The following is a 12,136-nucleotide window of genomic DNA, read 5'->3' on the forward strand; positions in this document are numbered from 1 at the left end:
TCACCAATGCCGATATAGTCAAAGTCGAATTGCCGTTTCGACAAGATTCCGATAGCATCTGAAAGCGAAACGGGTTAAATTGGACCCGATATTCGTCGGGCGCCGACCCCGCCGGACGCATTGAAGAGAGCATGAGATTTAGCAATATCGTTGAAGCGATCGGGCGCACGCCACTAGTTCGCTTGAACAGGATTCCAGCAGCCGACTCGGCGACAATCTATGCCAAGTTGGAGAGTTTCAATCCCTGCAGTTCGGTAAAAGACCGGATTTGCGCGTCGATGATTCTCGCGGGCGAGGCCGACGGCCGTCTCAAGCCGGGTATGACCATACTTGAGCCGACCTCCGGCAACACGGGTATCGGTCTGGCGATGGTGGCCGCGGTCAGGGGGTACCGTTGCACCTTCGTAATGCCTGAAACGATGAGTCTCGAACGACGAGCCATACTGAGAGCATTCGGCGCTGAGCTGGTACTTACGCCCGGCCCGGAGGGCATGAGAGGCGCGATAAGGAAGGTCGAGGAGATGGGCCAGTCACCGGGGTATTTCGTACCTTCCCAGTTCGACAATCCGGCCAACCCGGAGATCCACCGCAAGACAACCGCCCCTGAAATCATGAACGATCTGGGGAACATCAACCTCGACGCCTTCGTAGTCGGGGTTGGCACTGGAGGTACGGTAACTGGCGCAGGGCGGGTACTAAAAGACCAATACGGCTGCAAAGTCATCGCTGTCGAGCCGGATGCCTCGCCGGTGCTTTCCGGCGGCCAACCCTGGCCTCACCCAATACAGGGTATCGGGGCGGGCTTTGTGCCTAAGAACTATGACCCAGACGTGGTGGATCAGATCATCCGGGTCAAAAACGCTGACGCTATTGAAACCGGCCGGAGGATGACTCGCGAGGAAGGGATCCTTTGCGGGATTTCCTCCGGGGCCAATGTCTGGGCTTCGCTCCAAGTGGCCCGGGAGCTCGGCGCCGGAAAAACCGTGGTGGTGGTAGTTCCCGATACGGGAGAGCGGTATCTCTCGACGGCCCTTTTTGCTGAGCAGTAAATGATTGTTTCCGCCGATATACATCGAATATGGTTGCGCTGATCGAGGACATCCGGGCCTGTTATCGTAACGATCCGGCATGTCGCAATATCGAGTTCCTGCTTTACCCCGGCCTGTGGGCAATAACGTTCCACCGGGGGATTCACCTCATTTGGAAACTCAGGATTCCATTCATACCGCGGCTCCTGTCGCAGATGAACCGCTTTCTCACCGGCCTTGAAATACACCCCGGCGCCACCATCGGGAAAGGTTATTTCTGCGACCACGGTGCGGGCGTCGTGATCGGCGAAACGACCGAGATCGGCGAGAATTGCGTCATGTTCCACAACGTGACCCTTGGAGGCACCGGCAAGCACGTCGGCAAGCGACATCCGACAATCGGAAACAACGTGCTCATTGGCACCGGTGCAATCTTGCTGGGGCCGATTACCGTTGGTGATAACGTCAAAATCGGCGCCAACAGTTTTGTAGTGATGCGGGATATCCCGTCAAACTGCACCGTCGCAGGCAGCCCGGCTACCATCACCCGCCGTAATGGCGACTACTGCCACGAGGAACTCCCCCTGACACGCTACCGCATGGAAGCGACTTAAGCGGCTGCATCCCGGCTACAGGCATTCCGGCAAGGGGACGCCGGAGATAAACAGGTTGTCGATGAGCAGGGTCACGTCGCCGATCGATATATCTGTAACAGTCGGATCTGAGCCTCCGGACTGGTTGACATCGGCCTCGGCAAGGCAGACAACCGGCTGGGTCGTGATAAAGAGCATGTCGATAAGAGTGGTCACGTCGCCGATTGTCGGTTCATAAGCGCCGTCGTTGTTGGCATCGCCGACAATCCCGGTGCAGCAGCCGGACAGGATCGAAAGTGTCAGAGGCTGATTGTCCTCGGCTCCGGAGGCATCGACTAACGCCAGGTTCAACTCAAGCGTGGCGGCTATCGTTGGCGTCCCCGAAAACAACCCACCGGATGTCAGTGTCAGCCCTGTTCCGGAAAGGTTCCCGGTGTTTTCGGTCCAACTATAGGGGGATGTTCCGCCGCTGACTTCGAGTTGAAAAAGAAACGGTGCATCGCGATGCGCCGGCGGCAGGGATTGTGTCAGAATCTGTGGTCCGGGGTTCACGGTGACGGTCATCGGCTTTTCCACTGGTGAACCGGCGGCATCCTCGACCTGGGCGGTAAACTGTGTCGCGCCGGTCATGGTGGGAAGGCCGCTAAGCTGCCCACCGCTCGAGAGCGTAAGCCACGAGCCCGCCAGGTCGCCGTACTTGTCCGACCAGGCAGCCGTTCCCATGCGGCCTATGCTTTCCAACTGCAAGCTGAGCGGTCGATCAACTGTCCAGCCGATTGCGCCGTTCGTGACGATCTCGAGATGGCTAATCACCGCAGGCAGCACGATCCGGTCGAGCAGTGCCCGGTCCTGGCCGTCGGAAGCGAATTCATCTTTAGTGTACGACCAGGCGACGGAGTGTAAACCAGGAGTGATATCAAAGCCGACCTCGCTCCAGCCCTGATTGCCTGACCAGGAGCCTTGCTGAACATCATCGATGTAGAAGCGGAGGAAGTCATAACCGGCTTCGCTGGACACTTTGTAATCGAACCAAATCTTTCCCGGCTGGGCGACGTCAATCTCGAGTTCCAGTTTGGAACTCTGGCTGTTGCCGATCACTCCGGAGCGAGCCGAAAAAACTCCTTCGCGGACATCAACCAACTCAAGCCACCAGTCGGCATCACCGCCCCTCGTCCACGGCACAGCTGTGAAATTCGCGGTTTCGAAGTCTTCAATGATCGGTTCGACCAGAATAGCAAGCGCCTCAGTGCTCGAGTACCCACCCGACGCAGAAACCTGGAGCTGCATCTGGGCGACATAATCGAGAGGACAAGCGGGAGACACTGTGAAAGCGTAATCCGTTACTGACATTGCTGTACCGCCGAGTCCGGGGATGGTCGAAAAAGTCGAGTTGGGTTGAGTTATCGTCACGTACGGGTCAGATGACTGCAGCACGCCTGAGACACCAGTAGCATTGCCATTGCCGACATTCTTCAGCATCACAGCCATGTCCACGCTTTCGCCGCGCTGGGCAAACTTGACATTGTGCTCTTCGAGTACCAGGTCCGGCTCCCCAGCGAGAGGCTGGAGAGCGACATCGACTCGCGTGGACAGTCCGTCAACCGCTACAACTCCGTACACCGTATCCGGCTGGTAGCCGATGGAGCTGAATTCGACGTTATAGGTACCCGCTGCGATCATGCGATGAAAATCGCCGACATCCGGATCGGTGTATACCTGGCTGTTGTCGACATCGTGTCCCAAAACGCGCACGGTCGCGGTCACGGGGAAGGTGGTCGAGGCATCGGTGACAATTCCGCGAATACCGTAAAGAGCGCTCTCAAGAAAGCCGAGAAGGCCTTCGCGGTTGTAGTCCCAGTGGGCGGGGAGCTGATCGGCAGGCAAGAGCTTGGTGTTCGATAACTCTGCTGTTATCTCGCGGCCGCCGTGCCAGTAGATCATGAAGTCCTGGCGTCCGCCGGTCACCCGGTACCAGGCGTAGCCGTTCGTGATGCCCTGCGGAAATTGGAAACTCTGCATATAGTTCGACGGGCTTGCTTCCTGTGCGAGTTGCGCCCAGGCGAGACAGATATCGATATACCAGCCCTCATCAGCATGCGACCTGCTCCAGGTGTCCCACGGGTAATTCAATACTTCAGCGCCGCCATGGTGGTTCGCCGAGATGACAAAACTGTGATTGGCGGCCAGATTCATCATGGCGATCGTCTCCGGTTGCCAGGAACGGCCATCGGGGTGGTCCCCTTCGGCCGGGTCGGGGAAATTGCGATTCAGATCAGCGCCGTTGGCGTTGTAACGGCGGGCCCCATAAATGGTGTTGTCGCCGGAATAGTAGGCCCCGTCCGGATTGGCCAGTGGATTGATCCAGATTTCGAGACTGTCAACAAGCCGGGTGATATACGAGTCGGTACCGTAGGCGCTCAGGAGCGAGTCAATAAGCCGAAGGCAGAGAATATACCCGGTGGTTTCGTCGCCGTGCATGGTGCTGGTGTGCATTACCTCCGGTTCATCTTCCTGCAACGAAACATTATCGGAAATCTTCGCGAACAGAATGTCCCGGCCGTTGACCGATGTGCCGGCGTTCACGATCTGACAGAGACCGGGGTAATCCGCCTGGGACTGATTCATCATGGCCACGTAGGCGCCGTACGTGGGGTAATTATCCCATTCGGCGGCCTCGGCTTTGTTTGCAGCCATGCGCGGCACTAACAGGGTGCCGGGGTGGGGGAGGATTTCATAAGGAATGCCAAACTCCTGGAAGCGGGCGAGTTCGGTCTCGTTGGCGTAGGCGCGGATTTCATCGGCTGTGACGTTGTCTATTGAGATCACCCGCCCCAGCTTCTCAATCAGACTGACCGACGGCGTTTTGAACTTAAAGTAATACTCCTGCGAGTCCGCGGACGCGCTCGATGAGATGATGGCGAAGATCAGCAGAAAGAAGAGTAGTCGAAGCGGGATTGCGGAGCGTTGTTGCACGACGAGAACCTATGCCGGTAAGTGATCAGGTAATGATCCGACCGTCAGGGAGACCGAATCCAACTCAATATAGGTGAGACTGAGGTTAAGTCAACAAAGTACTTGCTGGGAAGTGTTGGCCAACAATGTGCTGTCGGGCGACCCTGCCCGACAATCGTCGTGGTTCTGAGACAACGAGGAGTCGCCTGACAGTACTTTCCCTCAAAAGCTCCTACGCGGCTTTGGTGGCCGCTTCCAACTCGATCTGGGCCTTTTCTTTCTTGCGCCGACGGAACAAGCCGACAAAGTCATCGATCAGCGTGTATACCACCGGCACGATTACCAGCGTGAGCAGGGTCGAGGAGATAATCCCGCCGATTACCGCTCTCGCCATAGGCGCCCGAAGCTCCGCGCCGGGGCCAAGGCCAAGGGCCAGCGGCAGCATACCGAACACGGTGGCGAAAGTTGTCATCAGAATAGGTCTGAGCCGGATCGGTCCGGCCTGCAGGATTGCCTGCGTGCGGTCCATGCCGGCCGCTCGTCGTTGTTTAACAAAGTCGATCAGCAGGATGGCGTTTTTCGTGACCAGACCCATGAGCATCACGATACCGACCAGGGTCATGATATTAATTGATGAACCCCAGGCGTAGAGGCCAAGAATCGCACCGATCAGTGAAAGCGGCAGCGAGAGCATGATCGAGAGGGGATCAAAAAACGACTCATACTGAGAGGCCAGCAGCAAATAGATGAATATGACTGCGAGGAGCAGGGAGCGGCCGATATTCTGGAACGACTCCGCCATGATCTCGTATTCGCCAACCGGCTGTATCGAGTAGCCGGGCGGGAGCTGCACCAGGCTGTCCACCTGGGCCTGAATGGCTTCCGTCAGCGTGCCGGAGAAGTACCCGAATTCAGGATTCGTGTTGACCCGCACTTCGGGCAGACGGTCATAACGCGAGTACTCGCCGATGGCCACCTCTCGCTCGATATGGGCGACCCGGTTCACGGGAACCAGCAGCGTACTGTAGCCGGGCACGTCTTTGCTGCTTGCCACCAGAATTCGTCCGACTGCATCCTCGGAATCGCGGAAGCGCTCGTTGAGTCTGATACGCACGTCGTAGTCCTGGTCACCTTCTTTGTACTGCGTAACCACATCTCCCTCGACCAGCGTGCGGATCGTCTGCGAAATGCTGTAGACGTTGATCCCGAGATCGTCGGCTGCCTGACGATCGATACTGAGCTGCAGCTCCGGTTTGCCTTCCTCCAGCGAGTTGTCAACGTCGGCAGTCCCGGGAGCATGCGAGACAATGTCCTGCAGACGGTGAGTGAGACTGACCAGTTCGTCGCGGTTCTCGCCCCTTATCGAGAACTCCACCGGTTTTTCGCCCCCGCCCTCATGGCCCTGGGTTGAAACCGCGAGCTTGACTCCGGGCACCGCTGAAAGCAGGTGACGAACCGAATCGACCAGCTCCTGCGATGAAATCTCGCGCTCGTCGGCGTCGGCGAGGATGAGCATTATCTGACCCTCGGTCACCGGCGTGTTGACGCCGCCGACCGTCACGAAGATGTTGCGGACCTCCGGCAGCTTGCGGGCGATGGCTTCGAGATTGTCAATTCGTTCGGAGGTCTCCTCGAGTGTGGTGCCAGGGGGAGTCATGACGTTTACAAAGATCTTGCCCTCATCGGTGGCGGTCATGAACTCCGAACCGAGCATGCCGGCACCGACCATGCCGATCGCGACCACAAACGACACTGTCGCCACCATCACGACCAGCCACCGTCGTTTTAGCGAGTAATTGAGCGTTCTCACGTAGTACGGCTTGACGCGCTCAAACGTGCGGTCCCATAAACTGAGGGGGCGGCGAAGGCGCAGCCAGAGCCTCCAGAGACCGGTGGCGCGATCCGGATTCAGGTACTCCTCGTCCTCGCGAGGTTTCTGGGTGCGGGACGCCAGCATCGGGACGAGCGTGAAGGCTACGAAGAGGGACACAAGAACCGCAAAGGCCACGGTCATTCCGAACTGGTAGAAGAAACGTCCCACTATGCCGGCCATGAAGGCGACCGGCAGGAACACGACCATAATCGAAAACGTGGTCGCCATGACCGCCAGGCCGATCTCCCGCGTGCCGGAGAAGGCCGCTTCGTACGGAGTCATCCCCTCCTGTACCTTCCGATAAATATTCTCTACCACGACAATCGAGTCGTCGATCAGGATACCCACCGCCAGTGACAACCCCAGTAGCGTCATGAAATTGATCGTGAAGCCGAGGAATTTCATGATCGTGAAGGTGGCAATCACGGAAATCGGGATTGACAAGCCGGTGATAATAGTCGGGCGGATATCGAGCAGGAACAGGAAGATGACGATTACGGCAAGAATGGTACCGAACTCAATGTTGAAGATGATTTCGTGAATCGAGTCCTCAATCCAAACGGAGTTGTCATTGACGATCTCGATCTTAATATCCGGCGGCATCTCGGCTTGGAGATTGGCAATTGCGGCGCGGACACGCTCAGCCAGATCCACGATGTTGGCGCCGGACTGCTGCTTGATCCCGATCGCCACGGAGGGGGATCCGTTGTAGCGCGAAAGTGACCGCTGTTCGACAATGGTGTCTTTCACTTCCGCAACATCAGACAAGAAGACCGGAGTCCCCTGCTTGTTCAGGATGACTATAGAATTGAACTGCTCGACCGAGGTCAGCTTTCCCTTGACCCGCACCATGTACTCGCGGGCGGCCTCGTCGACTCGTCCGCCCGGGATTTCGAGATTGGACATCATCACCGCGCCGCGGATGTCGTCGACCGAGACCTCGTAGTTCTCCATGAGTTGCGGATTGAGGGAGATGAGGATTTCCCGTTCCTTGCCGCCGATCAGATCAACCGCGCCGACACCAGAGACCGCTTCGAGCCTCGGCTTGATGCGATCCTTGGTCAGTTCCGTAATCTCGCGCTGGGTTCGGCGGCCGGAGACGGTCAGCGACATGACAGCATCGCCCATAAGGTCGAACTGGCTGATGATCGGTTCCTCGATCTCTTCGGGCAGGTCGCCGCGAATGCCCGCCACCTTCTCACGCACGTCCTGAGCCGCCAGCTTGCCGTCGATCTCCAGCTCAAACTCGATGAAGGTGTAAGTGAACCCTTCCATCGCTTTGGAGACGATATGGCGAATACCGGAGATCTGATTGACGGCTTCTTCGACTTTCTTGGTAACGTCGGTCTCGATGGTCTCCGCCGATGCACCCGGATAAACGGTCTGGACCACCACAAAAGGGAAGTCCATCTTGGGGAACATCTCGACTGACAGCGAGGTGTATGAGAACCAGCCCAGCACGAGTAGGGCAGAGATCATCATGGTCGCAAAGACCGGGCGGCGTATGGAAATGTCTGATATCTTCATGGCCGGCTCGCTTCGACTGCCGTCACATTCAGCGCGACGCCGTTTTCAAGGTAATCCTGTCCGAGCGTGACCAGCGTGTCACCCGCCAACAAACCGGAAGTAACCACTACCTGGCCGGACAGCTCGGAGCCGAGCGTCACGGGCCGAAGCTCGGCCCGTTTGTCCGAGACCACAAACACCGATGCTTGATTGTCCAGGGTTAACACCGCCTTGCGAGGGACGGCTATCACGCCCGAGAGGTTCTGCAGCACGTAATGGACATGCACGAACATGCCCGGATTGAACCGGCCGTCGCTGTTGTCAATTATGGCTTCCACCGGGAAGGAGCGGGTGTCGGGATCGGCCGATGTCGCCACTCTGACGACCTGCCCGGTTGCGGGAGTATCGGCGCCTTCGCTTCGGACGATGATCTGGTCGCCGTCCTTGACGAAGGCGATGTCATCCGAATTCACCGCGAATTTCACTCGCAGGCGATCAATCGTGGCGACGGTGGCCAGGGGCTGCCCGACCTGAACCAGATCTCCGGGGGAGACGTTTATGGCCGTGACTACCCCGGCGATGGGAGTATGTAACTCCAGCATCCGCCGGACTGAGTTGAACTGGGCCTCAGTTACTTCGAACTCGGTCCTTGAGGCGTCATGTTGTGACTCGGAGATCGCCCCCTGGGCATACAAGTATTTCATCTTGTCGAAATTCTTGCGGGCGTTTTCGAAGACCGAGTAGGCTTGTGGGTACGACGAGCTTGGCCCATACTTATCCAGGGTCAGAATGATGTCGTCGGCTTTGACACGGCGGCCGGTGGCCGAGACAATTTCTTGAACTGCCTCAGGCAGTCGGGCATACAGCACCGCCTGCCGCTCACCTTCGAGCGAGCCGGTGTAGGTGCGGGTGAGCTGCCGATCCGACGGCTGCACGAGCATCGCTTTGACTGCGACCACTCGCTCAGTGTTGTTTGCCGACTGATTCTCGCCGCTGCAGGCGGCCAGGGCCAGAATTACCAGAAAACTCGGGAGGAGTCTCCAACCGTAGGGGAGTAAGTCTTTCTTCATCATAGTCTATCCACATCGATTGTTGTTGCCAGTTTGAGACCTGCCTTGGCGGCGCGAAAAGCGAAAGTCGCCTGGGCGAGGATTTCACGAGCCTGAGTTAGAGCAGCTTGCGCCGAGAGAACTTCCAGAAGCGTGCCGACCCCGGACTCGTAACGCAGATTGGCGATACGCAAGCCCTCCTCGGCAAGGGCGATCGTGTTCTGATGAGTTTCGAGTGATTGCCGCGCCTGCAGGAGCCGGTCATAAGCCTGCTCGACTTCAAGTCTAATATCGTCGCGGGTCTGTTGCACTTCCAGAAGTGCCTGGTTGTGCTCGGCGATAGCCTGTGTCACGGCGCCTCGCGTGCGACCGCCCTGAAAAATCGGTATGTTCAAACGCAACCCCGCGGTGAACGCGCGGCTGACATTCTCTTTCAGAGTATATTGATCCGACTGAGCCTGCCAGTCATAGCCGGCGACTGCGCTGAGCGACGGCCAGTAGTCGGCGCGGGCGATCCTGATCGCTTTGCGGCGCATATCCCGCGTGTACTCAGCCTCGCGCATCTCGGGCCGCTTATCCAGCGCCGTGGTTACCAATTGATCGGGGGAGGGGAGGCCCTCGATCGTCGCCGAAAGGGGTTCCTCGATCAACAGCACGGTATCTTCGAGCGGAATCCCCAGGAAAGACTTGAGGCGCTGGTCGGCCAGGCGAAGGTCGGACTCGGCCTCGAGAATCTGCGGCTCAAGGTTGGACTTTTCCACCCGCGCCCGCAGAACCTCGAATTCCGATACCACCCCCTGGTCGCGCTGCTTCTCGACCACGTCCAGACTGTGGCTGGCGGCTTCATATGACTTCCTCAGTACTTCGAGGCGGGCACGCTGGAGCAAGGCGCTAAAGAAGAGCACGTCGGAATTGTAGAGCACGCCGGCGGCAGCCCGCTCCTCGACCGCAAGACTGTACTTGCGAAAGTCCCGGGCAATAGACCAGGCAGTGAATACTTTCCCGCCCTGCCAGATTGACTGCACGATGGAGAGATTGGCCCCGAAACTGTTCTTAAACCCGGTCTGGAATTCCAGAGTCTCGGTTTCGCCCTCGTCGTTTTCCACCTGCACGAAAAACGAGGGGATATTGAAATTGCGAGTATAGGCGCCGCCGACGTTGATCTCAGGGAACGCTCCGGCGCGGGCGATCATCACGTTGGCATCGGCCACATTCACCGCTTCCCTGGCCTGCAAGTACGTGCGGTTGAACTGCAGCGCCAGTTGGCGGGCCTCCTCGACCGTCAAACTATGCGTCGCCTGGGTACTGTCGCCAAGGGCTACCGCCGCTATCAGCGCCGGCACGAATAGTCGAAACTTGCTCCAATACATCATCATAGGATCAGTTAATCTCACGGTTGTCCGTCCTGCCGCGAATCAGCGCGGCAAACAGCCTGAGTTGTCTGGGGAAATCGACCTCGGTGTCACCGAGCATCTTGCGCACGGTGAGGCCGTCGTTCATTGCCAGGATCATCACGGCCAGGTCCTCGCGGTCGCGCTGCGTGGGAGCAAAGCTGTGATCGATCCGCTCCACGAACACCTTTTGGTACTCCTCGTGGCAGCTTCGAAGAAACCGTCGAATCCGGGGCACCTTCGATGCCTGCGACCAGAAGTCCAGGTAGTTGTCGAATTCGGCGGTGGAGGCCTCGGGGCTGGCGCCCAGCAGCGCCCGCAGGAGCATAACCGGACTGGCCTTGGCGCCGGGAACGCGCTCAATAGCGGCGATCATCTCCCGGTGCATGTTCTGAACCAGGTCAAAAAGGATTTCCTCCTTGTTGTGGAAATGGAAGTAGAGGGCGCCCTTGGTCAGGCCGGCCTTGCGCGCAATCTGCTCGGTGGTGGTTTCTTTAACCCCCCGTTTCATGAAGAGATAGCGGGCCGCTGCCAGGAGCTGCCGCCGTCGCTGCTCGGCCGGTCGCTTGGGGCTTTGCTTTATCTTGCCAGTCAGGGTCTTAGTCACGTTTACTTCTATGTCAACGAGTCCGATTAAATACCTACCGGTAGGTATCTAACATAAGCCGTTAACGAGGCTTGTCAAGCGCAGGTTTCAGTTTTTTTTGGGAATTTTCCCGCGCGAGTCTAATTCTGGAGCACGACGCGATAGCGGGCCTGGTTTGCAGCAACCTTGGCCAAAGCCTCGTTTACCTGGCTCATGGGCATCAACTCGGTGCGGGCTACAATATTATGGCGGGCAGCGAATTCCAACATGTCACGAATCGCCTGGCGGCTGCCTATCGGGCTACCGGAGACCGACTTGTTACCCACAATAAGAGCCATCGCCGGTATCGAAACCGGTTTTGGCACTGCGCCGACAAAGCACAAATGCCCCATCGGGCGCAATACATTGATACAGGCGAGCCAGTCGAGCTCGACATTGGCGGTAACGATCAATACGTCCTGAGAACCGGCAGCCACACCCAAATCTTTGGGATCAGTTGAATTCACGAAGTGATGAGCGCCGAAGTGTCGGGCGTCGGACTGTTTATCCGGACTAGAAGAAAAGGCGGTGACCTCGCAGCCAAAGGCCCGGGCGAACTGCAGGGCCAGGTGCCCAAGCCCGCCGATTCCCACCACGCCGACCTTCATGTGCGGTTGGACATTGAGCTGCCGGAGGGGTGAGTAGACAGTGATGCCGCCGCACATCAGCGGGGCGGCACTGGCAGAAGTGAGTCTGTCGGATAGGAGGAAAGCATAGCGGCTGTCGACCACAATGGCATCCGCGTAGCCGCCGTAGTTTCCCACGCAGGTGGCCGCGCCATTTGGGCAGAGGTTGTCGTGACCCGACGCGCACCACTCGCACTCCAGACAGGCCCCGCACTGCCACCCGACACCGACCCGGCTACCGACATCCAGCCCGCGGACCATGTGGCCGAGGTCGATTACCGTTCCGGCAATCTCATGACCCGGTACCAGCGGGTATTGGCTGAGTCCCCAGTCATTGTTCCAGAGGTGTATATCGCTGTGGCAAATGCCACAGTGAGAAATGGCTATCGCCACGTCGTGCGGTCCCAGCGGCCGGGACTCGTATTCGAACGGCGCCAGCTTGGCTTTTGGCTCGCCCGCGGCATACGCCCTTATTATCATATCGCCTCCTGTA

The 12,136-nt window shown here is 58.1% G+C and carries 8 protein-coding genes; 2 read left to right on the forward strand and 6 right to left on the reverse strand.

Annotated elements, in window-relative coordinates; genetic code table 11:
• Positions 1 to 131: 131 nt before the first annotated feature.
• Entirely contained in the window at positions 132 to 1,049 is a 918-nt protein-coding gene (cysK, locus tag AB1772_03555) for a cysteine synthase A (protein ID MEW5795417.1), read from the forward strand.
• A gap of 29 nt (positions 1,050 to 1,078) precedes the next feature.
• A complete protein-coding gene (epsC, locus tag AB1772_03560; protein MEW5795418.1) occupies positions 1,079 to 1,642 on the forward strand; it encodes a serine O-acetyltransferase EpsC in 564 nt (187 codons plus the stop codon).
• A 15-nt stretch (positions 1,643 to 1,657) separates the two neighbouring features.
• Here the strand turns inward: epsC and AB1772_03565 are convergent, their stop codons facing one another.
• The 6 genes from AB1772_03565 to AB1772_03590 form a co-directional block, all read right to left on the reverse strand.
• Positions 1,658 to 4,594 (reverse strand): M14 family zinc carboxypeptidase, encoded by a 2,937-nt coding sequence (locus AB1772_03565; protein ID MEW5795419.1) that lies wholly within the window; start codon positions 4,592 to 4,594, stop codon positions 1,658 to 1,660.
• Between the two features lie 211 nt (positions 4,595 to 4,805).
• Complete coding sequence (locus tag AB1772_03570) at positions 4,806 to 7,973, reverse strand: efflux RND transporter permease subunit (GenBank protein MEW5795420.1); 3,168 nt, start codon at positions 7,971 to 7,973, stop codon at positions 4,806 to 4,808.
• Positions 7,970 to 9,025, reverse strand: coding sequence for an efflux RND transporter periplasmic adaptor subunit (locus AB1772_03575; protein MEW5795421.1), 1,056 nt, complete (start codon positions 9,023 to 9,025; stop codon positions 7,970 to 7,972). Before AB1772_03575 ends, AB1772_03570 begins: the two co-directional genes overlap by 4 nt.
• Positions 9,022 to 10,395, reverse strand: a complete 1,374-nt coding sequence (locus AB1772_03580; GenBank protein MEW5795422.1) for a TolC family protein — start codon at positions 10,393 to 10,395, stop codon at positions 9,022 to 9,024. Before AB1772_03580 ends, AB1772_03575 begins: the two co-directional genes overlap by 4 nt.
• Positions 10,382 to 10,999, reverse strand: coding sequence for a TetR/AcrR family transcriptional regulator (locus AB1772_03585; GenBank protein ID MEW5795423.1), 618 nt, complete (start codon positions 10,997 to 10,999; stop codon positions 10,382 to 10,384). Before AB1772_03585 ends, AB1772_03580 begins: the two co-directional genes overlap by 14 nt.
• Before the next feature lie 119 nt (positions 11,000 to 11,118).
• The gene (locus AB1772_03590; protein MEW5795424.1) at positions 11,119 to 12,123 is read right to left on the reverse strand and encodes an NAD(P)-dependent alcohol dehydrogenase; all 1,005 of its coding nucleotides are present in this window, start codon (positions 12,121 to 12,123) and stop codon (positions 11,119 to 11,121) included.
• Between the last annotated feature and the right edge of the window lie 13 nt (positions 12,124 to 12,136).

Source organism: Candidatus Zixiibacteriota bacterium, assembly GCA_040752815.1.
In the GTDB taxonomy this organism is placed as follows: domain Bacteria; phylum Zixibacteria; class MSB-5A5; order GN15; family FEB-12; genus JAGGTI01.

Coding starts and splice junctions, on each gene's coding strand:
- cysK (MEW5795417.1), top strand. CDS start 132: ATGAGATTTAGCAATATCGTTGAAGCGATCGGGCGCACGCCACTAGTT.
- epsC (MEW5795418.1), top strand. CDS start 1,079: ATGGTTGCGCTGATCGAGGACATCCGGGCCTGTTATCGTAACGATCCG.
- AB1772_03570 (MEW5795420.1), bottom strand. CDS start 7,973: ATGAAGATATCAGACATTTCCATACGCCGCCCGGTCTTTGCGACCATG.
- AB1772_03575 (MEW5795421.1), bottom strand. CDS start 9,025: ATGATGAAGAAAGACTTACTCCCCTACGGTTGGAGACTCCTCCCGAGT.
- AB1772_03590 (MEW5795424.1), bottom strand. CDS start 12,123: ATGATAATAAGGGCGTATGCCGCGGGCGAGCCAAAAGCCAAGCTGGCG.